Annotated in this window: 20 protein-coding genes and 1 pseudogene; 11 read left to right on the forward strand and 10 right to left on the reverse strand. The window is 39.8% G+C overall.

The genetic code is table 11. The features are described 5' to 3' along the window. Positions 1 to 34: 34 nt before the first annotated feature. The 6 genes from JOC86_RS19460 to JOC86_RS19485 all read right to left on the reverse strand — a co-directional run bounded on the left by JOC86_RS19460 (position 35) and on the right by JOC86_RS19485 (position 7,826). Positions 35 to 1,402, reverse strand: a complete 1,368-nt coding sequence (locus JOC86_RS19460) for an NAD(P)/FAD-dependent oxidoreductase (RefSeq protein WP_205174725.1) — start codon at positions 1,400 to 1,402, stop codon at positions 35 to 37. Between the two features lie 521 nt (positions 1,403 to 1,923). Further along, entirely contained in the window at positions 1,924 to 3,489 is a 1,566-nt protein-coding gene (locus tag JOC86_RS19465; protein ID WP_205174599.1) for a SagB family peptide dehydrogenase, read from the reverse strand. A 22-nt stretch (positions 3,490 to 3,511) separates the two neighbouring features. Continuing rightward, entirely contained in the window at positions 3,512 to 5,455 is a 1,944-nt protein-coding gene (locus JOC86_RS19470; protein WP_205174600.1) for a TOMM precursor leader peptide-binding protein, read from the reverse strand. Then, positions 5,452 to 7,398, reverse strand: a complete 1,947-nt coding sequence (locus tag JOC86_RS19475) for a putative thiazole-containing bacteriocin maturation protein (protein WP_205174601.1) — start codon at positions 7,396 to 7,398, stop codon at positions 5,452 to 5,454. Before JOC86_RS19475 ends, JOC86_RS19470 begins: the two co-directional genes overlap by 4 nt. A gap of 22 nt (positions 7,399 to 7,420) precedes the next feature. Beyond that, on the reverse strand, positions 7,421 to 7,615 hold the full coding sequence (locus JOC86_RS19480; protein ID WP_205174739.1) for a hypothetical protein: 195 nt from the start codon (positions 7,613 to 7,615) through the stop codon (positions 7,421 to 7,423). Continuing rightward, positions 7,569 to 7,826, reverse strand: a complete 258-nt coding sequence (locus JOC86_RS19485; RefSeq protein ID WP_205174602.1) for a heterocycloanthracin/sonorensin family bacteriocin — start codon at positions 7,824 to 7,826, stop codon at positions 7,569 to 7,571. The genes JOC86_RS19480 and JOC86_RS19485 overlap by 47 nt, the downstream gene beginning before the upstream one ends. A gap of 382 nt (positions 7,827 to 8,208) precedes the next feature. Here JOC86_RS19485 and JOC86_RS19490 point away from each other — a divergent pair, with 382 nt between their 5' ends. The 6 genes from JOC86_RS19490 to JOC86_RS19515 are packed head-to-tail and all read left to right on the forward strand — an operon-like array spanning position 8,209 to position 14,485. Then, positions 8,209 to 9,156, forward strand: a complete 948-nt coding sequence (locus JOC86_RS19490) for a sugar kinase (RefSeq protein WP_205174603.1) — start codon at positions 8,209 to 8,211, stop codon at positions 9,154 to 9,156. A gap of 16 nt (positions 9,157 to 9,172) precedes the next feature. Next, the gene (locus JOC86_RS19495; protein WP_239587735.1) at positions 9,173 to 9,784 is read left to right on the forward strand and encodes a bifunctional 4-hydroxy-2-oxoglutarate aldolase/2-dehydro-3-deoxy-phosphogluconate aldolase; all 612 of its coding nucleotides are present in this window, start codon (positions 9,173 to 9,175) and stop codon (positions 9,782 to 9,784) included. A 20-nt stretch (positions 9,785 to 9,804) separates the two neighbouring features. Next, positions 9,805 to 11,292: a sodium:solute symporter family protein gene (locus JOC86_RS19500; RefSeq protein WP_205174605.1), complete on the forward strand. Its 1,488-nt coding sequence runs from the start codon at positions 9,805 to 9,807 to the stop codon at positions 11,290 to 11,292. Between the two features lie 10 nt (positions 11,293 to 11,302). After that, on the forward strand, positions 11,303 to 12,394 hold the full coding sequence (locus tag JOC86_RS19505; RefSeq protein ID WP_205174606.1) for an alanine racemase: 1,092 nt from the start codon (positions 11,303 to 11,305) through the stop codon (positions 12,392 to 12,394). Between the two features lie 14 nt (positions 12,395 to 12,408). Next, positions 12,409 to 14,019 (forward strand): N-acyl-D-amino-acid deacylase family protein, encoded by a 1,611-nt coding sequence (locus tag JOC86_RS19510; RefSeq protein ID WP_205174607.1) that lies wholly within the window; start codon positions 12,409 to 12,411, stop codon positions 14,017 to 14,019. A gap of 4 nt (positions 14,020 to 14,023) precedes the next feature. Then, the gene (locus JOC86_RS19515) at positions 14,024 to 14,485 is read left to right on the forward strand and encodes a RidA family protein (RefSeq protein ID WP_205174608.1); all 462 of its coding nucleotides are present in this window, start codon (positions 14,024 to 14,026) and stop codon (positions 14,483 to 14,485) included. Positions 14,486 to 14,502: 17 nt separating this feature from the next. Here JOC86_RS19515 and JOC86_RS19520 read toward each other — a convergent pair whose 3' ends face one another. Then, the gene (locus JOC86_RS19520; protein WP_205174609.1) at positions 14,503 to 15,267 is read right to left on the reverse strand and encodes an IclR family transcriptional regulator; all 765 of its coding nucleotides are present in this window, start codon (positions 15,265 to 15,267) and stop codon (positions 14,503 to 14,505) included. Positions 15,268 to 15,518: 251 nt separating this feature from the next. Between JOC86_RS19520 and JOC86_RS19525 the strand changes: the two genes are divergently transcribed. Together JOC86_RS19525 and JOC86_RS19530 are read left to right on the forward strand one after the other, a co-directional pair. Beyond that, a complete protein-coding gene (locus JOC86_RS19525) occupies positions 15,519 to 15,950 on the forward strand; it encodes a VOC family protein (protein ID WP_205174610.1) in 432 nt (143 codons plus the stop codon). A 491-nt stretch (positions 15,951 to 16,441) separates the two neighbouring features. Beyond that, complete coding sequence (locus JOC86_RS19530; RefSeq protein ID WP_239587736.1) at positions 16,442 to 16,717, forward strand: MerR family transcriptional regulator; 276 nt, start codon at positions 16,442 to 16,444, stop codon at positions 16,715 to 16,717. 369 nt (positions 16,718 to 17,086) lie between these two features. Here the strand turns inward: JOC86_RS19530 and JOC86_RS19535 are convergent, their stop codons facing one another. Next, positions 17,087 to 17,242 carry a hypothetical protein gene (locus JOC86_RS19535; RefSeq protein ID WP_205174612.1) on the reverse strand — a complete coding sequence of 52 codons (156 nt, stop codon included), beginning with the start codon at positions 17,240 to 17,242 and terminating at the stop codon, positions 17,087 to 17,089. 297 nt (positions 17,243 to 17,539) lie between these two features. On the opposite strand from JOC86_RS19535, the gene JOC86_RS19540 reads away from it, so the two are divergent. Then, complete coding sequence (locus JOC86_RS19540) at positions 17,540 to 18,919, forward strand: amino acid permease (RefSeq protein WP_205174613.1); 1,380 nt, start codon at positions 17,540 to 17,542, stop codon at positions 18,917 to 18,919. A gap of 265 nt (positions 18,920 to 19,184) precedes the next feature. Here the strand turns inward: JOC86_RS19540 and JOC86_RS19545 are convergent. Then, positions 19,185 to 19,960: pseudogene (locus JOC86_RS19545) on the reverse strand (aminoglycoside 6-adenylyltransferase); the annotation flags it as partial. A 191-nt stretch (positions 19,961 to 20,151) separates the two neighbouring features. Beyond that, positions 20,152 to 21,096, reverse strand: a complete 945-nt coding sequence (locus tag JOC86_RS19550) for an aminoglycoside phosphotransferase family protein (protein WP_205174614.1) — start codon at positions 21,094 to 21,096, stop codon at positions 20,152 to 20,154. A gap of 378 nt (positions 21,097 to 21,474) precedes the next feature. Here JOC86_RS19550 and guaC point away from each other — a divergent pair, with 378 nt between their 5' ends. Together guaC and JOC86_RS19560 are read left to right on the forward strand one after the other, a co-directional pair. Then, entirely contained in the window at positions 21,475 to 22,458 is a 984-nt protein-coding gene (gene guaC / locus JOC86_RS19555; RefSeq protein WP_205174615.1) for a GMP reductase, read from the forward strand. 544 nt (positions 22,459 to 23,002) lie between these two features. Beyond that, complete coding sequence (locus JOC86_RS19560) at positions 23,003 to 23,581, forward strand: protein kinase family protein (RefSeq protein WP_205174616.1); 579 nt, start codon at positions 23,003 to 23,005, stop codon at positions 23,579 to 23,581. Positions 23,582 to 23,760 lie beyond the last annotated feature (179 nt).

The following is a 23,760-nucleotide window of genomic DNA, read 5'->3' on the forward strand; positions in this document are numbered from 1 at the left end:
ATTTAATGTTTTAATAAGGCCAAACATTCGCAGCTTATCTTTCAAATGATGTCGGCTTCTTAACCATTTTTTGTTTCTTAATCTTTTTCTTCTGTTTAGTCAAAATAGTAAACCATACTTTTGGGTGGAAAAGGTGCAAAGGGGGCTTCAATAAATTCATTACTCTAACTAATCTAAGATAAACCTCCGGATCAAAAGCCGAAAGCTGATATACTTTTTTACTATACCACTGTTTAAACGGCTGTAAGAGAGGTCTGGCCCCTTTAATATCAGGGTGGCGGAATGCCTCTGTAATGGCCATCTCCCATGGAGTGACAATCAAATTAGAAATTCTCTTGTGAAATGATTTGGTGAACCCTTTATCAGGATAAGCAGAATAGTTAAAATACCTCTGTAACTCTAAGGCTTCCATAGCAGCGACAGATATCCCTTGGCCAAATACCGGATCAAAGCGGCAGTGAGCGTCTCCAACCACCAGAAAACCTTCAGGGACATCCGCAAGGTCAAAACGTCGACGCACCTGATAAGGAATCTTATGTATTTTTATCTCTGAAATCGGTTCAACTTGTTCTAGAAATTGAAGCACATCAGGGACAGGTAACTTTTCGGCATAAGCGAAAAATTCCTCATTTGTTTTTGGCGCACGTTCGTTGGCGTAACCACTAAAGGTAACTGAGAATCGATTCTTTTCGATCGTTTGAATAAATGCACCGTACGGGTTTTCAGGGAAACTGGGAGAAATCAGAAGATTACACCAGTCTAGAGGGTCCTCACTTTTCAGACGAAAAAATCTGGTGGCATAAAAAAGTTGAATCCACACCTTTTCTTCCTTAATCTCTACACCGTATGATTTAAGCCATTCTATATTCTTTGAGCCAAATCCGCTAGCATCAACAACCAGATCTGCAAGAAGTTCTTCTTCTCTTCCTGTCTTAAAGGAACGTACCCGTACTCCGGAAATTTTATTACGTTGATGATCTAATATAAGTTTCTCAACCTTCGTTTCGTACTTGGTTACAATATTAGAAACTTGATCAACACGGTGTTGTAAATGCCACTCTAACATAGGGCGGCTTTGTTGAACCATGACTAACTCCCCGGAAAACTGTTGCTTCCAGAACCCAAAATGATGCCACTTCAAATCTCGTGTAAAGTTATTTACAATACTCCCGTCTTCTATTAATTGATCAAGGAAGTGTGGAAACAACTTTTCTATTGCTTCTTCTCCTCCTTTTAATAAGACATGAGGATGATAACTTTGTGGTACTCTCTTCCTTGGGGCTTTTTCTTTCCATCTTTGACCGGCTTCCAAGATGATTACTTGTCGAAAGGTATGCGATAGGGCTTTAGCAGCTAGATTCCCAGCGATGCTTCCTCCGATAACGATTACTTTCTCCAATATGGTTCTTCCTCCAATCTTCCTGCAAGTATTCGTCGTCTCTCAATCATTATGGGATTGTATCTTCCACTATAATTTTCTATACTAGAATCCCACAACCTCTATGGACATAAAAAAATTAACCGGAATTTATTTCCTGTATATTTCATGGTACGTGAATGTAAAACGAATGATTATTTAAAATAAGCTTTTTTTCACTCAACAGTGGGATTAATCGAGTCCCAGTGACTATGAATAATAGTAATCCATCCCAATCTAACCCCGAAAATACAATTGATCCAACCAATCGACCGCCTGGCATAGTCAGGTCATTTTTTAAAACAGAATGTCGCTTAACTTTTATATTGGGTAGACTCATTCAAAAAACCAATGGATGGTCCATCGGTTTTCCATTTGTCGACTTTACTTTTGGGTTTTTAATTCATCCTTATTTCAATGATATTCTAAAAAAATGACCTCTTCAATAAATCACAAAAAAATAACACCAAAGTTGTCGGTCCTTATCAATAAAACTTAATATTTACTTAGCTATGCAAACCTCCCCTCAACCAAGGGCGATGTTGAAAAGGACCGATTGGAATTTGGATTAGACTGGTTTTTCCTTGTGGATCCATCTTGTAAATCTCATCACACACGTTTACATCATACCCAAGAAGAGGATGCCCCCCCATTCCAATGGCTGATGCCGCTAACAGTAATCGTTGTACGAGCATACCTGCTTCCATTTGCTGGATACGATATCCTCTGTACCCTAGTTCTGTTTTGTAGTGATCCAGGTCCCCTGCTACATGCAGGCAGAGCGGTACTTGGAACAAATTCACATTATCTAGGGACATACCGTATTGCAGCTGGAGTCGATGATCTCCAAGGTTTACCTGTCGTAGCTCATGAGCAGCGCTGTCATAATGATAAGCGCCATTCGGAATTCCTTCCACATTATACAAGCAGCCATATAGTGACACACGGGACACTTGCTTCCTCTGTGCTCCATCCAAGTCATTTCGATACGAGAAAGAAGCTGTCACCTCCTTTAGCAATTCGGCGAGTTGTACATTGCTTACTTTTTCCAAAATGAAATCCATATCCGGTGAATATCGTTGTCGGCAAGCCGAAGCAAATTCATACGATAACCGCTTCACATCAGGTAGCGCGATCACTCGGTCCTCACCATTCATATTCTTCTTTGTCTTGACCTCCCGAAACGATAGGGTAGATTCTAGCATGGACGCTTCATTCATCTTGGTTATCATCGGAAACTCTAAGACCTTTTGTGACCGGACGTAATGATGATTTTGAATCGCCGGAATCTCCCGGCATAATTCGGTGGAAGTGGTGTCACTCCCTCTCATAAACCAAATGGTAGGCTCCACCGATAGCGGGATAACCGCATACACGCTCTCCTCTCGTTCAGAAAGCCCGAGCAAATGGTTAATGGCGCGATCAAGAAATTGGAAGTACACTCCCGATGCAAAGCCAAACCGTTTTCCCACTTCAAGTAGCTGCCCCAGCAGCACACCAGCATCCAAGCCTTGGAGACGGTAGGAAAAGTTATTGTACTTAAAGAAATTTTTCCAAAACATGGTCGATACAAAAACAGCTCCAAAGCAAGTGGACACTTCACAACGACCACCAAGAGCTTGAGATAAATAGGAATCGAAATTCCCTTCACGCAATAATATCAAGCGGTGGTGTGCCACATCGTAATGGTACATACCAGCAGGTAGATCTGTAAGCTTCAGATACACGTATACTTCATTTGGATACAACGCCCCACCGGAAGGAACAAATCGCCGATATGACTGCATAAGGTCCGGTGATTGTTCCGTAGAATCCAAGGTAAAAACGGAATGGGAAATCTGGTTAAGTCCGAATACATACCAGAGAAAATGACCGATCCTACGAAGGTCTGGCTTTTGGGGTCCATCCCGTCCTTCAAGTGCCAGTGGTACTTCTGGAGAAAGCGGAACAGAAGGCAAGCCATGATAGAGCTTATACGCAAGCGGGGCATCTTCCCAATCCACTTCCCAGTTCTCTGGGCTTACCTTATCAATATCAAAATGTAGGTTATGCAGAAATGCCTCTAGACTCATCCTCCTACCTCCTAGTGACTGCTTATGGAAACGGATGTGGATGTGGATTGAGCTGTTCAAATGTGAGTGGCTGTTTCGTATAACCGAGTTCCATTGGTACCTTGAGCACCCTCTCAAGGCCTGTTACGCGGGTAAGGTGATGTCCGAATGTCATCGGTAGCATCCCTGGAATCAGTACTTTTACGCAGTACAGTCCGTTTCGCATTGTTTCCGTTGTAGACTGGTCCACCACTATCACATCGAGATTTAATCTGCGAAACACCTGAAGAATGTCCTCCAGATCATCGGACAGGTCTTCATGCTTTGCCTCCCGCTTAAATTCCTCAGCAAACGTTCGCAACGGACGATTTTCGTCCAGCAAAAACTCTAGGCGTTCTTGTGCTTGTGGCAAGCCGTACAGCATGCCATGATCATCCATTTTCTGGACCAGAGAAGAATCCTTCAACATCCGCATGAACTCTTCCTTGTTCGCCTCTAATTTCTCATCAAGCGTCAGCATCATGCCAGCCAACTCGTGAACAGCACTTTTCACCGCCCGTACTGGGTCAGGATGTGCTCCTGCAGCACAGATGATATTCATTCCCTTTCGCTTACTATTTTTTGCCATCGCCCAAACGCTTGGAATCCCGTTCTCCATCGTCGCGTTATACAAATACAGATCATACCCCGCCACTGCCCGCACACGGTCAACCATCAAACTCAATTCTTGATTGTTAGCAGAATATGGGTCAAGACGAGGGAGCGGCAGCTGCCCATACCAAGTCATCAGAAACGCATCTCGCTCCACTACTTCCAAAATACCGTAGAAAATGGCCTCCTCTAAACTTCCGCCTAACGCGCATCCATTAGAAGTTTCATAGACAAAACCATCTCCGCAGCCCAAGCTGTAATAGGCAAGCAACTCTGGAACCAAAATTGGACGCTCTTGTAAAAACGAATAGCCCCATACCCAATTCATTGAACGATCAGGATTAAACGGTTCAAATGGAAAGTTAGGTTGTTCATACTGTCCCTTCTCGTGTACCCCTACTTTTATTGGATTGAGAGCTTGATCCTTCAAGTTATGATAACTATCATAGACCACTGTTCGTTTTCCACGGGGGGATATACCGCATGAACGCTCCAAACCTTCCAAAATGGCCGTCAACTCACTTATCGCATAGGAATGAGTCCGGCCAGCTGTTCCCTCGTCCGCTGTAAATAACGGCAGATTTACCATGACGTCAGCAAACGGCGGCGCGAAATCATACATTTTGCCATTTAAACATCCAGTCCGTTGATCCAGGTAGTCTTTAGACAGAACCTTTTTCAGCTCCTCCAATGGACGACATCGGTATATGTTAGTACTGATTTTCGGACTTGGTTTCAATGTAATTTGCGCCAGAGTCGAGGAATCATTTGGTAAGGAACTACATACTGGACACAGAGAATCGGGTAGAATGAAGTGCCATGAGCTCTCCATTGTTTTCAGGTTGATCAAAAACACCCGTTCTTCCGAGTGGGCTAAGCTGCCTTGCAACACCCTCTGCGCCTCTGCCTCGAGTAGGTAAGCCATCTGCAAAAGCCCCGTACGCGATGCCCACGCATCACTTGACATTCCACCGTACTCCACCAGCTTCTGTTGTAGCTCCCACATTTCTTTACGGTCGCGTCCAGCCATGAGGTGTCGCATATCTGCACATTGAGAGCACCCCGGTGTACTCGGGCGAACTAGCGGCCCAATCACTCCTTGGCCAAATGATACAAAGCCTCGTAGCCAAGGGATACCAGGTGATCGTAACACTTCTTCTGCCTTTTGATGAACGGAGGGATTCCAGGAATCATGCAACACCAGAACCAAATCAGTCACTTCCGGCACTTCCTCCTCGAAATCTGTATGTCGAACGATTTTGTACTGAGAGGACAGTTCTGCGCAAACGCGGTCCGCCAATAAGCCTTCTCCGACTACTACCACGACAGCACTCAACGGGATTCCTCCTCTCGTAACACCACTCCAAACACCCCTGCCAGTTCCTCTTTCAAAAATGGTTCTAACTCTAATTCGAAGACTAATAGACGCTTGTGGTTCAGATCTAAAACCTGCCTAGCAGACTGTAAGGCCTCTGATGGACTCGTCTCTTCACACGAAGGGAATTCAAGGTTAAGCGAAACCTTTTCCTCTAGAAACACGGACGAAACCTCCAACGCTTGCGTCTTAAGGTAAATCTCCTCGTTTTGTTCCTTTATTAATGCCTGTTGTAAAGCTTTTCGCAATGCCAATGTTCTATTTAAGTCTACACCGCCATACCAGCGATCGTTCGTCCCAACCCATACTACAGGGAAACCGGACACTTCTTCTCCCAAACCGACTATTGGTGCTCCCTGCATTGTAGTTAGTGCCTGCAAATAAAATCGGCAGCGTTCATCCTCTACCGAACTTAGATCTACTCTTGAAACAGCATTCCTCCCATCTGTCTGTTGTTTACTCAGCTCTTCAACCAAACACCTTTGCAACCCTCGACAAATGCCTTCCGCAAACGTTTCCCCTGCTCCGATACCAACAAATGCCCCCCCTACATCATTAAGTGAAGATTGATTCGTAACGAGCAAACTAACCATTCGCGACACATATGCTTCAATCCCGGCTAGACCCGCTTCACGTCTTGCCTCCTCATGAGTCAGTTCTGTACAGATGATGCTTGGTAGCAGCTCTGCCGGCCCTTCCGACAATGGATCGACTGCCTGAACGCGACACTGAGCTAACGGCAGCTGCTTCAAATCTCCTTCCTCCCAAACATGGAATATCCCTGATTCCGCTGATGCCAACTGACTAAAGGAACGAAACAACCTGTTATGCTCACCTCTGTTAGATTTTTGTTTAAGCCGTAGATCGAAATCTTCAACCCATTCGGCTGCCATACGTCCGGTCACCTTTGGATGAGGTATGAACGAATGCCATTTTCCTTCCAACGTATCCAGATCAAGCAGGTAGAATTGATTCTTCTGTTCGGATTCGGTCACTCCTGTAACTTTTTTAAACCACTCAAATACGATTACATTGGCCAACATTGCTCCAGCTGTCGATGAGAAGGTATGTGATGAATGGTCTTTACAAATCGCGGATTGGTGTATTCTGTGCCATGCAGACTCCCAGCATCCCTCAGAATCTGGATGCACCAGCGGACCTGCCACACCTCCCTGCAACAGACGGATCGCGGGTAGGAACAGCTTTTTCTCTTCCCTGCAAACCATATGAAGAGCTCGTAGTTCTTCTACATTATCCTCCTGCGATACATATAAAATTGAATCAAATGGCTGCACAATCTCCCGCCAATCACTTACTCCCTCCTTCTGCATGGAGACCTCTTCCATTCGCACTTCGGGATCTGTCTTGCGTGCATGTTCCACCAGTTCCATTAACCGATGACGATTGGTCGGTTCTGAATCCGTTACGAGCACGTGGATCTTAGGCAATCCGGACTCAATCAACGCTGCAACCAATGAGTTTAAGAAAGGACCAGATCCTATCGCTAACACAGTAGCCTGACGATAGATTTGAAATCGGTAACCACCTGAATCGCTTATACTGTCCAAAAATTCAATTTGAGAAGCATGCTTTTTAAGAACCTGTTCAGCCAATTGATGCGGCCGGTCTTTACTCACATCCCGAACATACCCATTCCGATACAATACTTCTGCAATTTCATACACACGATTACGGTGTGGACCTGGTAATCCATTTGTCAAATCATCCAACGTGTACTTCCCATTTAACATCGGCATCAGCTTTTCAACCCACTGATCGATCGTACTTCCTTCCATACGAAACGAGCTTACGTTGTTTCGAAAGTACACACCGCCGTTTGAATCAGGGAGAAAAGAAGAGTCCCTTTTCACTTTCAAACGCATAGAAGGGGTTAATTTTGTCATCACGTTCCTCCTTATCCGTTATCTAATCATATTCTGCATTATTACCCTCTATAATCCTATGTAGTGTAATTTGTCTATTATGTCTCACCTTATAGAGAAGAGCCCCTGCAACAACTTCTGCAGGGGCTCTTCTTATTAGGCAATCACGGTATACGTTAGAAAGAGTATTATTAACCGCCGCAACGTCCTCCACCACAGCGACCGCCGCAGCGCCCACCACAACGACCACCGCAACGCCCTCCACAGCGACCGCCACAACTAAAGCAGCTAAAGCAAAAAAAACAAAAGAAGCAACTAAAGCAACGGAAAAAACCACCGCATTGTCGTGCCTGATCCATATAGTACTGGTTTTGGTCCCAAGGAACTGCCTCGTTCGCCTGGAAATCACCAACATTTAACATTTGTAAATCATTTTGAAAATCATTCATTGTCATACCTCCGTATTTAAACTAATAAACAGTGACAAGCAACATGAAAAGAGGAACAGAAAGAACCTATCATCAACACAAAACTGTGTAGCAGGATATTCAATCAAGGCTTTAAACACTCTCACCAACAAAATATGAACGGTTCTGGGGTATTGTTACTATATCAAATACCCATTTTTATTTGGTTTTCGTAAAAGAGTTTAGAATGAAAACAGGCTGACCACATAATCAATAACATTTAAAGACAGCAAAGAATTTGTACCGATAAATTAATCTGAAAATTAAATAATTTCATTGACTAATCTCACTAACAATTTTAATATAAATATATAGAAAACACGGAACATTGTTCCGTATTATGGAACTAGAGGTGGAAACCAGCATGGATGTTGTAACTGTAGGTGAATCAATGGTGTTGTTTGAGCCTAACGAAAATGGACTCATTCAATACACAGATCATTTCAAGAAAAGAATTGGAGGTGCTGAATCTAACGTTGCCATTGGGTTAAGTAAATTAGGTCATTCTGTTTCATGGATTAGCAGGCTTGGGGATGACCCTTTTGGACGTTATATCTATTCATTTATTCGTGGAGAAGGAGTGGATGTAAGTCAGGTGAAATTCGATTCCAATGCTAACACTGGAATTTACTTCAAACAGACGGGAGGGTTTAATCAAACGAGTATTTATTACTACCGTCAACAATCTGCAGCTAGTTTTTTGAACCATAATGATATGAAGGAAGATGTCATTTCAAAGGCTCGCTTTCTTCACATAACAGGGATCACTCCAGCCTTAAGCCAAAGTTGCTACGAAACCGTTATACATGCGATTAAAATCGCAAGAAAACATAATGTAAAAGTGGTATTTGACCCTAATATTCGTACAAAGCTTTGGGATTCTTCAGATTATATTCCGATTTTGAAAGTGATTTTAAAAATGGCCGATTTCTTTCTACCTGGAGAAGATGAATTAAAGCTCTTGTTCCCTAATGAAGCACCTGATGAGATCATCGCAAAGGTTTTAAAGTTTGGAGTCTCCACCATTATTGTGAAAAATGGAGCAGCGGGTGCCACTTACCATACGAAAAGTGAGAGCCAACATGTAAGCGGTTATCCTAATGAACATGTAAAGGACCCCGTTGGTGCTGGCGATGGATTTGCTGCTGGATTTATTTCAGGGTTAATTGAAGATCTTTCTTTATCTGATTCAGTGAAAAGAGGAAATTTAATAGGATCGATGGTCACCATGGTTCATGGCGATTGTGAAGGGCTCCCGTCAAGACAAGAAGTTCTAGGTTTTGAAAAAAAGACTAGTGATGTCCATAGGTAGGAGGAATTATTTAGTGATGATTGAGAAGTTAAAGAAAGATAAAATTGTAGCTATTTTTAGAAATGTTCCTTTTGAGGAACTTTTACCCCAAGTCGATTTACTGGTCGAAAACGGAATTAGGATTATGGAGGTTACCTTAGATAGTCCTTCTGCCTTAAGCTCCCTTTATGAGTTAAAAAAGAGGTATGACCAAGATATTCATCTAGGAGCAGGAACGGTCATGAGGTCGGAAGATGTAGCAAGAGTCAACGATATTGGAGCGGAATTCATTATTTCTCCTCATATTGATATCGAAGTGATCAAAGCAACAAAGGAATTAGGATTAACCAGTATACCTGGAGCCTTTTCTCCAACAGAAATAGCTACTGCTCATCAGTATGGTGCCGATATGATTAAGGTTTTTCCCGCCTCAACTTTAGGTGCTGAGTATGTAAAAAACTTAAAAGGACCTTTTTCTTCTATACCGTTTATGGCAACAGGAGGGATCAATGAGCATAATGCGAAGGAATTCCTTGAAAGCGGATACACGTCATTAGGGGTTGGTTCATCTCTTACATCCGTTAAAGATGGTGATTTAATAGCTTTTAAACAAAAAGTGAAAGCCTTTACTAATTTACAACTACAATAAGGAAAATTGGGGGTATTAAAATGGGTGATGCACAATTAATCTATTTGTTAGTGTTTCTTGGATTTCTTATTGCTATGATAGCTGTCGGAATTCTCGTCAGCCGAAATGTTAGTAGTGGTGAAGACTTTCTCATGGGCGGCCGGGGCTTGTCTACTCCATTATTAATCGGAACTACTGTCGCAACTCTAGTCGGAACCGGCTCCAGTATGGGGGCAGTAGGATTTGGCTTTAGTAATGGTTGGGCAGGAGCTCTCTATGGAATAGGCGGATCTGTTGGAATGATTCTGCTGCTTCTTCTCTTTGCCGATGTTCGAAAATATAACTTTATGACATTTTCTGAGGAATTAAGCTTTTATTATGGAGCAAATAAATTAGTAAAAGGATTAACTTCTATCATTCTTTACGTCGCTTGTATTGGATGGTTGGGAGCACATATTATTGGAGGAAGTTTATACTTAAGCTGGATTACCGGAATAGATCCCACTCTCTCGAAAATCATTGTGGCATTAGGGTTTGGTTTATATACTCTTATTGGAGGCTACTTAGCCGTTGTTTACACAGATGTAATCCAGGGTGTCATTCTTTTTTTAGGATTTGTTATATTAACCGTCCTTGCCATTATAACTATTGGAGGATTTGGCGAGCTTAGCTCTAAGATCACACCGGAAATGGGATCGTTTTTAGGGCTTGAAAAATTAGGAGTGATCCCCGCTTTATCATTAGCGGTTGTTATTGCTGTAGGAGTACTAGCTACCCCCTCCTACCGACACCGAATCTACTCAAGTAAGGATGAACACACAGTTAAAAAAGGATTTTGGATCAGTGGAATTCTGTTTGCTGTCTTTTCCTTATTCCCTGCAATTGTAGGAATGTCCGCTTACATTCTTAATCCTGAGCTCGAATCTGGTTTTGCTTTTCCTTACTTAGCAACAGAAGTTTTTCCCATTTGGATTGGCGCCATTGTCCTAATCGCTGGACTTAGTGCGACGATGTCATCGGGAAGTTCTGACTTTATCGCAGCCGTTGCCATCCTCCTTCGAGACGTCTATCAAATATTTACTGGCAGTGTACCGAAAAAGGAAAAGATGGTTCTGTTTTCAAGAATATCATTAGTCATCACACTTGCTCTCGCTTTGTTCTTTACGTTGTTTACCAACAATATCATTACTTATATATCTAATTTTATCTCTACCGTTATGTCTGGTTTATTTGTGGCAGCGTTGTTAGGGAAGTTTTGGAAAAGAACGAATTGGCAAGGTGGAGTGGCCAGTCTCATTGCAGGGTCGGCAACCTCATTTGTTATCTTAAATAATGAAAGCATGCTCACCTATTGGGGAAATCCGATTATCCCATCGGTGATCATTGCTTTATTGGCTAATATCATCATTAGTCTTATCACACCAGCTCAGAAAATCTCGAAGGAAGAATCACTGCGCTTACTAGAAGAAGAAAGGTCGATGGTGGATGAAGGAACAACACTCCCCCATGATCAAACCTTTACACAATAGGAGGATATCAATGGATCACACACCCTATATTGTTATTGATGAAAGCATTCTGTTGAAAAATATCAGAAAAATGAGTGAATTAGCAAAAGTAAATAATATTCACTTAAGACCACATATTAAAACCCATAAGATTCCCCACATTGCTAAATTACAGTTAGCTGAAGGGGCTGTCGGAATTACGGTGGCGAAAATTTCAGAGGCCAAAGTCATGGCGAGTTATGGAATTGATGATATCTTTATTGCCTATCCGGTTGTAACTCCTTCAAAAGCTGAGGAACTGCTTAAACTCAATCAACAGCTTTCTAACTTAATCGTTGGCGTGGATAGTCTAGATGGGGCTCAAGTTCTCAATAAATGTGCAGAGAAGCATCAGCAAAAACTACAAGTTCGATTAGAAATAGATACTGGGCTGGAACGGACAGGAGTTCAGTATCAAGAAGCTACTTCGTTAGCCAAACAAATTGTAGAACTAGAATCGCTCACACTGCAAGGGATCTTCACCTTTAAAGGAGCGGTTTACAAAGGCGAAGCAACAACAGATACTACTTTAGCTGGTCAAGAAGAAGGGCAACTAATGATTGAGGTAGCCAAACAAATCCGAGAAGCAGGGATTCATATTGAAGACATCAGCGTTGGCTCTACTCCAACCGCTGCTTCAGTCGCTGCCGTCAAAGGAATTACCGAAATTCGCCCAGGCACCTATGTATTTAATGACGCCATGCAAGTCAAATTAGGGGTTAGCGATTGGAAAGATTGTGCGGCCCATGTTGTAAGTACTATTGTTAGTCGTCCATCTGAACATCGTGCCGTGATGGACGGTGGTAGCAAAACCTTTGCTACGGATGTGCAGCCCAATTTCGCCCCGTTACATTTGAAAGGATTCGGTTCTATTCAGGAATATCCTGAAGCTGAATTTGTTCGCATGAATGAAGAACATGGTGTGATTAACACCAGTGATTCAAACCTAAAAATAGGAGATCAAGTAAGAGTGATTCCAAATCATATCTGCAGTACGATTAATCTTCATAACTATGTTTATCTGAAAAAAGAAAATAATGAATACCAAAAGCTATTGATTGAAGCAAGGGGAATGATCCAGTAAGGAGTGAAGTCTAAATGCTAGATACAATCATCAAAAATGGAAGAATCATAGATGGAACAGGCAACCCTTGGTTTTATGGAGATGTAGGCATCAAGGGGGGAAAAATTGTTACGGTTGGACACTCTACTGAGGAGGCAGGCGAGATTATCCATGCCAATGGCAGTATAGTGTCTCCTGGGTTTATTGATGGTCATTGTCACTCTGATCTCATGATTCTCGATTTTCCAGAGAGTGAAATTAAACTACAGCAGGGTGTCACAACGGAAGTAGTTGGAAACTGCGGGCTTTCCCCCGTTCCAGTCAATCCATTATACAAGGAAGAACTCCAAAATTATGTTGAGCCTGTCTTAGGTAAAGCGAATAAAGAGTGGAAATGGCAAACCATCAGTGACTATTTCAATGAGCTCGATCAAAGTCTAATTTCTGAAAATGTTGCCTCCTATGTCGCCCATGGTTCCTTACGTATTGCGGTTATGGGATTTGATAACCGCCCTCCTACTAGAGAAGAAATGGATGAAATGAAATATATTTTGGAAGAAGGCATGAAAGCCGGAGCTATTGGACTTTCAATCGGGCTCCTGTATTCACCAGGAAGCTATTCAGCCAAAGAAGAAATTGCTGAATTATGTAAGGTTGTAACCAAGTATAACGGGCTTTTTTCCACTCACATAAGAGGCGAAGGCAATAATTTACTTCCTTCCGTTAAAGAAGTTTTGTGGATTGCTGAAAAAGCAAATGTCCCTCTTCATATTAGTCATTTAAAAGCCGCAGGTAAACGAAACTGGGGCAAAGTCATGGAAGCGATGGAATTAATTGAAAAAGCACGGAGTAACGGAATGGATGTCACCTGTGATGTCTACCCGTATTCTGCAGGCTCTACCATGCTAACGACCTTACTTCCACCATGGGCCTTAGAGGGCGGATTAACAGCCGTTTTAAACAGATTAAGGGATCGCCACGAAAGAAGTAAAATCAAACAGGAGCTTGTTCAAGAGCAAGATGAATGGGATAATCTTGTCGTTTCAACGGGTTGGGATAGCGTCATTCTATCTTCTGTGAAATCTCCTGCTTTAAAGAAATATGAAGGTCAATCCATTCTCTCTATTAGCAGTGAAAACGGAAAAGACCCTGTTGATCAAGCATTTGATTTATTTATCGAAGAGAACGGAAACATCGGGATTGTCTTTTTCCACATGGATGAACAAGATGTACAGCAAGTGATGAAGTACCAAAACTCTCTGATTGCTTCTGATAGTTTAACCTGTTATACAGGGAAACCCCATCCAAGATTGTTTGGGACTTTTCCAAGGGTATTTTCTAAGTATGTAAAACAAGAAAAAATCCTTTCCATTGAAGATGCTGTTAGAAAAATGACTTCCTTCCCCGCTAAAAGATTTGGGTTAGGAAACCGTGGGCTCTTAGCGGAGAGTTACGCTGCCGATATCGTTGTCTTTGATATTGAACAAATCGAGGATAAAGCGACGTATGAAGACCCATCAAGGTATCCTGAAGGAATTCAATATGTCTTTGTAAATGGAAAATTAACAACCAAAAAGAAGCAGCATACAGCCCAAAAATGTGGCTGCTTTCTAAGAAACACTCCATCAACAATTCTTACGAGGTGATAACATGATAAATGTAGAAGCGAAATTAACTGAATTAGGGATTGTCATTCCGGAAGCCCCTAAACCCGGCGCCGTATATGTTCCTGCTAAAACCGTCGGCAACCTTGTCTATACTTCTGGTCAAGATTGCCGAATCGATGGCAAGCTTCTTTACGAAGGAAAAGTAGGAAGTGATTTAACCGTCGAACAGGGATATGAGGCAGCTAGACAAACCATGATTAATTGCTTAGCTGTATTACGAGCTGAACTAGGTGATTTAAGCAGGGTCAAACAAGTAGTAAAACTACTAGCCTTTGTTAACTCTGCACCAGGATTTGTTGAACAACCTTATGTAATCAATGGAGCATCTGAGTTACTTGAAGAAATCTTTGGAGAAAAAGGTCAGCATGCTCGCTCGGCCATTGCCGCAAACGAGCTGCCATTTAACACGCCTGTTGAAATTGAAATGATTGTGGAATTTGAATAATTCAAAAAGAGAGCTGATCAGCTCTCTTTTTTATATCCCAATCTCTCAGATATCTGATGGGAAGTATCGAGAAGGTAAGTCTTATAGTGATGATGTTCAATTCCCTCTTTAATACGGTCAATAGGACCTGAGATACTAAACCCAGCAATAATTTTATCCGTATAATCGTAAATAGGAGCCGAGATACAGTAGATCCCTTCTTCATGCTCCTCTCGATCATAAGCATACCCATTTAAGCGAATCGATTGAATCTCTTTAAAAAAAGCATCTTTCGAAGTAAGGGTATTCTTTGTAAATCTAGGGAGACCTGCGCTATCGATGATCTCTGTGACTTTTTGATCAGACAATCCTGATAATAGGATTTTCCCTACCCCGGTACAGTGGAGCATGGCCCTTTTCCCAATTTGAGAGTACATACGAATCGTCCGTTTACTCTCTACTTTATCAATATAAACGACCTCATTCCCATCTCGTATACAAACATGGACTACTTCATTTATTCGCTCCGATAATTCCTCTATAAAAGGTCTCGCTATTTTCCTTATATCTAGATGATCGATCATTTTAGCTGAGACTTGTGCTAGTTTCATACTTAGATAGTATCGTTCATTTTCTTGATCTTGATAAACAAAGTCTCGCGAAATCAAGCTATGTAACAATCGATGAACCGTACTTTTCGCTAAATTTAATTCTTTTGAGAGAGCCATCACCCCTAAGCCATTGGGATGTTCTCCTAAAATTTCAATAATAGAAAGGGCTCGGTCAACAGATTGGACGGTCATTAGTTCACACCTCTTCCGATAAAAACGAAATCAATTTTCCGATGATAGTTAGACAACTTTGCTTCCATTATAACAATAAATGTACAAATTATGTATTTCTTATAAGCCTGCGTTTGAATCTTTGAATTTTTTCTTATCCTATTTTCTTATTTTTGTAAAAAAATTCTCTATTTTCAAAAATTTGTTTGTCTACTTTGTGAATATTGGATAAAATAGAATTGTTTCTACTAATTAATTAAGGAGTGAAGCAAATGTCTGTAGATGTGTATCTTAATTTTAATGGTAATTGTCGTGAAGCAGTAGAGTTTTACGCTGAGGTGTTTGGAACTGAAAAGCCGCAAATTATGACCTTTGGAGAAACACCTCCAAGTCCAGAACATCCACTACCAGAAGAAGCAAAGGATTTGGTCATGCACGCTCGTCTCAATATTAGTGGAAGCAATGTCATGTTTTCTGATGTGTTTCCTGGAATGCGTTTTGTTCAAGGAAATAACGTTAGCCTTGCGCTCGTCAGTAAGAACCTGGATGAAGTGAAATCAACCTTCCATAAACTAGCAGAAGGCGGCACGATCGGAATGGAGCTTCAGGAAACCTTCTGGAGCAAATGCTATGGTAATTTGACAGATAAGTTCGGCATTGAATGGCAAGTGAACTATGATGATGGAGAAACAAATGTAATGTAGAGATACATAAAAGGATATGGAACTTTTCTTCTTAAGGAAAAGTTTTATATCCTTTTGTTATTTCCCCCTCTTTTCGTCTCTCTGAAGGCAATGATCATCAACATTGCTATAGAAAACGAACATGATGACAATATGACCATTGTTTTTTACAAAAAGTCACGATAAAAAAACTTTATCAGTCAAATTCACTTATATTTTAGAGGGAAATTAATTTATATCAGCCTAAAATTAAATGATATCAGTCTAAACTTCCAATATATCGACCAATTGACAAAAACCCGTAACATTCGTAACCTCCAAATTCAGCAAAAAAAGTTTGTCAGATAATCTCACATAATTTTTGATATATTCTAATAATATTTATATAATCATATAAAATTAGTACTCTACGTAATAAAATATGACATGGATAAACAATAGGGTTTTTCATTTAAAGTTAAAGAGGTGACGAAGTGTCAACTGATAAACAATCCTATAAAGATAAAAAAGTCATGACCATCGGAATTATCAGTGAAATTACAGGCTTATCCCAGAGAAAAATCCGTTACTATGAGGAAAGGAAATTAATTTTCCCAGAAAGAACAAAGCGAGGCACACGAAAATACTCGTTTTCAGATGTAGAAACACTGATGGAAATTGCCGAACAAATTGAAGACGGCGTCCAGACCTTTGAAATAAAAAAGGAAATGGCCAAAAAACAAACAAGAGATGAACGGAATAAAATGATCCGCGGGCAAATTAATGCACATTTTAATATTAAAAAATAGGATCTCTGCAGTTTTTAGGTCATGCCGACAGTTATTTTTACTCTTATTAAAAAAGTTTAGTAGTGATCAAACATGGTGTACTCCTTTTAGCTGAACGATTTCTAGGTTTCTAAAATGATTGAAAGTTCTGGTTAACTACGTATGGTTTTTAGAAATTGATGTTAAGCTTCTGATTCTCATTTTCTTATTAAGATTGCTCTTCCTAAATGTACTGACCCTATATGATTTTTTTCATTAGAATCAATCATCATAACACGATTCATAAATTGAGCAACGTTACTAACTTCTCACGGCATCAAAGAACTCTTTCGATACCGTCATATTTGCTTTTGCGGATTTTCACGTCACCAAAGAGCTCTTTTGATACCGTCATATTTGTTTTTGTGGAATATCACGGTACCATAGAACTCTTTTCTTACCGCCATTTTTGCTTTTGCGGATTTTCACGGCATCATAAAACTCTTTTCCTACCGCCATTTTCTCTTTCGCATTCACGGCACCATTGAGCTCCTTTCTTACCTCCATTTTCCCTTTTATGGCTTTTCAAGGTATCATAGAAAACTCCAGCTTTGCAATCGTACTATAACTTTAGAACGACAAAAAATAACGGAATTAAGTAATTTGAAATATATAGCAGACACTAAATAAATATTTATTTCATTAAAATTACAAACGCTTACATTTCTGTCGAATAGGCGGATTATATGTTAAAGTTTTAGTAGGATATTAATTTGCAATTATCTGATTTAACTATTTCATTAAAATATTTTAAATCAGTGAAAAAATGCAAACAACCTAGACAAGCAGAAAGTGGGAAACGAAATGCAGGAACAAAAATTAGAGAGAGGTCTAAAGAATAGGCACGTACAGCTCATCGCGATTGGCGGAGCGATTGGAACGGGCTTATTTCTTGGAGCAGGAAAATCTATTCATTTAGCGGGACCATCGATTCTATTTGCCTACATGATTACAGGGGTCATTGCCTTTTTAATCATGCGCGCACTTGGAGAACTGCTATTAACCAATTTGAAATACAATTCATTTGTTGACTTTGTAAAGGACTATGTAGGGAATATGCATGCCTTTATAACTGGGTGGACCTATTGGTTTTGCTGGATTTCCATCGCAATGGCGGACTTGACTGCCGTTGGTCTTTATACACAGTACTGGTTCCCAGAGGTACCCCAATGGATGCCGGGATTAATTGCGTTAGTGGTTCTACTTATTATGAACCTAGCAACGGTAAAGCTTTTTGGAGAAATGGAATTCTGGTTCGCATTGATTAAAGTCATCGCTATTCTAGCCCTTATTGTGATTGGGATTTTCATGATTATTAATGGCTTTTCCACTAATTCAGGCACATCAACTTTTACAAATCTCTGGAGCCATGACGGGATGTTCCCGAATGGGATAAATGGCTTTATCCTCTCATTCCAGATGGTTGTGTTTGCGTTTGTTGGCGTTGAACTTGTCGGACTGACAGCAGGTGAAACGGAAGATCCGGAAAGAGTGATTCCCAAAGCCATCAATAATATCCCGATTCGGATATTAATTTTCTATATTGGTGCCCTTACGGTGATTATGAGTATATATCCATGGAGTGCCATCAATCCATTGGAGAGTCCATTTGTTCAAGTCTTCGTGGCAGTTGGTATCGCGGCAGCCGCTGGAATCGTCAACTTTGTCGTGTTAACATCCGCAGCTTCAGCCTGTAACAGCGCCATTTTTAGTACAAGCCGTATGGTATACTCCCTTGCAAAAGAAAAGAATGCACCGAAATCATTTACAAAGCTTACTTCCCGTAAGGTTCCTTCGAATGCATTGTTCTTTTCAACTGTCGTCATTCTGATTACCGTTGTTTTGAACTATGTGATGCCTGAAGGAGTCTTTACATTGATTACAAGTGTTTCGACCGTTTGCTTCATCTATATTTGGGGAATTACGGTCATCAGTCATTTGAAATACCGGAAGACAAGACCAGATTTAGCAAAGGTGAGCAAATTTAAAATGCCACTTTATCCATTTTCCAATTACTTGATCCTTGCTTTCTTAGCATTCATTCTTGTTGTACTTGCCCTTGCGGAGGATACGCGTGTCTCCCTGTTCATCACTCCAGCTTGGTTTATTTTGCTTATTGTGATTTATAGGTTGAAGAAAACAAAGGTAGAACCTGTGGACCAAGGAGAGATCGTGGAAAATTAAGACGGGCATAAATCTTTCTAAACCGATTGTGTAGTTTTGTCCACTAACTGGAACATACTTAGGAAATAACAAATCCCCTGTCTATTAATATGAGACAGGGGATTTTCTTTATTCAAAAAACCATTACATCTATCGGCATTTATTATATTCTAAGTTTTACATTCTACTATTAAAAGATTTTAGAAGCATCCAGTGGTAATCGTTCTACCTGCTTTAAATACTCAGTCACACGCTTATCCTCTTCAAGGGGGTAATCAAAATGTAAATGATCAGCAACATAGATTGCTGTACTGCGAAACAGATTGACCATCGCAAATAATGCCCTCCACATATCTTCATAACTTCCACGAGGATAAGTGGAAAGAAGCTCCTGCCAATCTTTTTCTGACAGGTACTCTCCAAATATTTACCGCATTTCCCTACGCTAACGGAGTAATCCGTTTCAATCCCTACCTTCCACTCAAGCATTTTAATCAACATTGGTCTGACAAAATTATTAAGATGTTCTTGTGCATAAAGGATTTCTCTTCTCCATAATCCCTTTGCAACATATGTGGTTACCCACCAGAATTCATTGCAGCAATCCTTAAAGAATTCAAAGGATGGTCGAGTCACCCAATAATCCTCATCGGTTGGTGGTGGGACATCTGGAAGACAGCAATCCTTGTCCATTAAAATAATCGTTAGCTTATCCTCTTTACGATACCTCTCTTTTTCCTCAAACGGTACAAGGATTAGGTCAATCCGGTTTCCGTCTTCAAACAACATGAGATAGGAGAACCTCTCTCCTAACTCAGGTGGAAACATCGACATATTCTCAGGAGTTTGCATGATGATTCGTTCACCAAAAACATCTACCCAATTAGGATCTTCAATAAATGAATCCATATCCGTTACAAGGTAAACAATATCGAAATCCTGAAACATATCCTTTGGGACATTCGGATTCGTCCGTGAACCATTTAGTCCTACCGCACGAATTCTGTCATCATTTTTAGCATAAGTCAAAACTAATTCCATCATTTCTTTTTCCGTTCTCATTTCATATCCCTCCCATTTCTAAATATTATTTAACCAACTCGAATAATGATTTAGAAGGGGGAGATCTTGCTCGTGGGATAAAATCTATACGTTATAAGTGATCGAATAATTTTTTCATAATTCCTCCTTACTGTACCATCAACCAGCGTAACTAACGAGATTTCCTTACAATCGGTTTGTACTTTTATAAATCAGTCACCTATAACTTTCAATTCTTTCGATAAGTAATTCATGGTATCGGTTCTTTCTTGTTCATCTTGGTTGTCATATAAAAGTTGTTCGAGGAAATCCCAGATATCCTCCAATTTACGTCTTCCCTTATAAAACTGCAGAGCATCAAGATTGATAACAAAATTTTCTTGGTTTTTCTGATAGATTTTTAAAAATTCATCATAGAATGGCTGGTCAACTAAAAACATTAAATCAGCTTCAACCGGCGCTAGTTTCAGCCCTTCCCAGTCGATCAGAATCAATTGTTGTTCAGATTGCATCAAATTCCAATTATGAAGATCTGTATGGCACAGAACCATTTTCAATTGACTTTTTCTCAAAGATACAGACAGCTTTTCAACGGTATCAACGAGACTAATCATTTGTTCAATGTAAGGGTTAATTAAATCTTTTACGTCATCTGCCATATTTTTATACCCTTTATCCACAGTACCCCTCATTTGCTGCAAAAATGGCACATTAAAATCTTCGGTTATAGCATCCGTTTCTATCGGGATTTCCTCTCTATGTAAATGAAGCTCTGTTATGATTTCTGAAAGTTGATAAACTTGCTCCTTATTCAAAACTTTATCACCAACTGTATCTCCATCAATATATTCATAAAGCAGATAAATCCCTTCATCATCTTCACACATATAATCCCCATTCTTCGTGAAAAGAGATACAGGAATTTTCCCTTTCAAGCTGCTATGTTCACGAAGCCATACCATGATCGGAACATATTTATCTATAAGAGCCGTCCACTTTGGAGTAGACGCTCTGCTTTTTTCATAAACCTTCAAGAAATAAGTATTTGTGTTGTTAAACACTTTATAAGCGAGTGCTGACCAACCGCCCTGCTGTGGTGAAACGTTTATGTTATCTATTTCATAATGATTATTAAGAATCGTTTTTATTCTGTTCATCAAGTCCTCCCACAAAAGCGGTATCTTTACACAAATATTCTAACAAATTGAACTACATGACACTACCGAAAGGTCTATTTAAAACATATTTAAATTCAATATTACTATCAGGATAATATTTTACTTTTATAAGTATTTCACTGGAACAACATATCGGTTCTTGCCCGTCAAATTATACTTAATTTTTATCGGCTTAATTATTTGTGAATTCTGAATAAAATCCCTTTAATAGTTCTTGTTTAACGAACTCATACTTATAAATGAATACATATTTTGTTTAAAAAACTTTGACATCCTGATCAAAATAGTGTAAATTACCCAATGGGCGAACATTTATTATTTGAACAAACTATAATATTCGTGTTTAGGGGTGTAATGATGGAGAATGTATTTGATTATGAAGATATTCAATTGATTCCAGCAAAATGTGTGGTAAATAGCCGTTCTGAATGTGATACAACTGTGACTCTAGGCGGACATAAGTTTAAGCTTCCTGTGGTGCCTGCCAATATGCAGACGATTATAGATGAAAAGATTGCCGTGTACTTAGCGGAAAATGATTACTTCTACATTATGCACCGTTTTGAACCAGAGAAGCGTATTTCTTTTATTAATGATATGAAATCACGTGGATTAATTGCCTCTATTAGTGTAGGAGTTAAAGAGGAAGAGTATGGTTTCGTGAAACAATTAGCAGAAGAACAGCTTTCTCCAGAATTTATTACGATTGATATTGCACATGGTCATTCCAATGCCGTAATCAACATGATTCAGCATATTAAGAAACATTTACCTGATAGCTTTGTTATTGCAGGAAATGTTGGAACTCCAGAAGCCGTAAGAGAATTAGAAAATGCTGGTGCCGATGCAACAAAAGTGGGCATTGGACCAGGAAAAGTTTGTATTACGAAAATTAAAACTGGATTTGGTACAGGTGGCTGGCAATTAGCAGCCCTAAGATGGTGTGCAAAAGCTGCAAGTAAGCCAATTATTGCTGACGGCGGGATTCGTACACATGGTGATGTCGCAAAATCGATTCGATTTGGTGCAACGATGGTCATGATTGGTTCATTATTTGCTGGACACGAAGAATCTCCTGGTGAAACGATTGAGAAAGATGGCAAACTCTATAAAGAATACTTTGGTTCTGCTTCAGAATTCCAAAAAGGTGAAAAGAAGAATGTAGAAGGCAAAAAAATGTTTGTCGAGCACAAAGGTTCTTTAGAAGATACATTGCAGGAAATGGAACAAGATCTTCAATCCTCTATTTCATACGCTGGAGGAACCAAATTAGAAGCCATCCGTAATGTAGATTATGTTGTTGTGAAGAATTCTATTTTTAATGGTGATAAAGTCTATTAAGAAATTCTTTATTGATTTTTATAGTTAGATGAGCGGGATTCTATTTCTTGCTCATCTTTTTGTTTGAATGAGACTCATTTCTCTAGTTTTTCCTAGCTAAAAAATGGTCATAAACCAAAGCCTTAATAGAGTTATATGAGGTCGTGGAAAATCGCAGTGAAAATGACATCAATTTTCCTGGAATCAATTGTCTGAAGGTCTCCTCCCCATTTAATGACGTTTACTTTTTTAATAAACTTTTTCCGTCACCTTTAATACCTCAATCCCTATGCCTTTTTTGGTCAAATAAAATTTATTGTAGGATTTTTACAAATCGCCTAAGTTCCCTCTTATAACAAAAAATAAACGATTTCCCCATTCAAACTTGTCCCTCTCTTCATAAGATACCTTAATAGCAGAAAAAGGTTCGACCATGAATGGAGAAAGTGTTGATAAATGGGATACAGATTTAGAAATGGGTTAGCATTTTGTTAGCTTTTCATTCTCCTCATTGTCGTAACAAGCAGATTTCATCTTAAAACGACAAATAGGAAGAGGAGCATGAATGATGATTTTTATTAATAACAAAAAAATAGCCAGGGAGAGTCTTAATAGACCAACTTCTAAACAGACTTCTTTTTTAAGCGAAGAGGAATTACAATCGATTGATCGTTGGCTGTCCAAAATGGGGCAAAATATATTCGAGAGTACAAGTCAAATCGCAAGTAATGCTAAAAAGACAATGGGGTTAAAATACAAAATCATTGGCCACGGAGTCTTCCGCATTGTCTATGATCTCAATAATGGATATGTGTTAAAGGTAGCCATCCGTAGGAAAGGGCTTGGCTGCAATGAAACTGAAATGAAAACATACAGAAACAGTCCCACACATTTACGGAAACACCTCTGCCCAGTGAAAGAATACGGGCATGGCTGGATTATTATGAAAAAAATGGACCGTCTATCACCTATGATGGAAAAAAGTCATAAACATAAGATCTCAGAAATAAAAAGTGAATTTTTGCAACATGGAATCATACCCAAAGATATAAAAGAGGAAAATATCGCATTATCCAATGAAGGAGAAATCATTGTCATTGATTATGGACATTTTAGAGAAGAGGTGCGTTGGGGGTTTTGGTAAAAAACTTCTTGACCATATTGGCACTGCCAAAGAAGTCCCATTTATAATCAAAAGGAAAGAAATTTTCGATAGTCTTCGAAATTCCAACTACCTTTGAAACCTTACAGTACTTGTGTACTAAATTCAGTAAGCAATGTAGCTACCTAATGTATGCATTACAAGCATGACTTACATTTATT

This window comes from Rossellomorea pakistanensis, from assembly GCF_016908495.1.
Lineage (GTDB): Bacteria > Bacillota > Bacilli > Bacillales > Bacillaceae_B > Rossellomorea > Rossellomorea pakistanensis.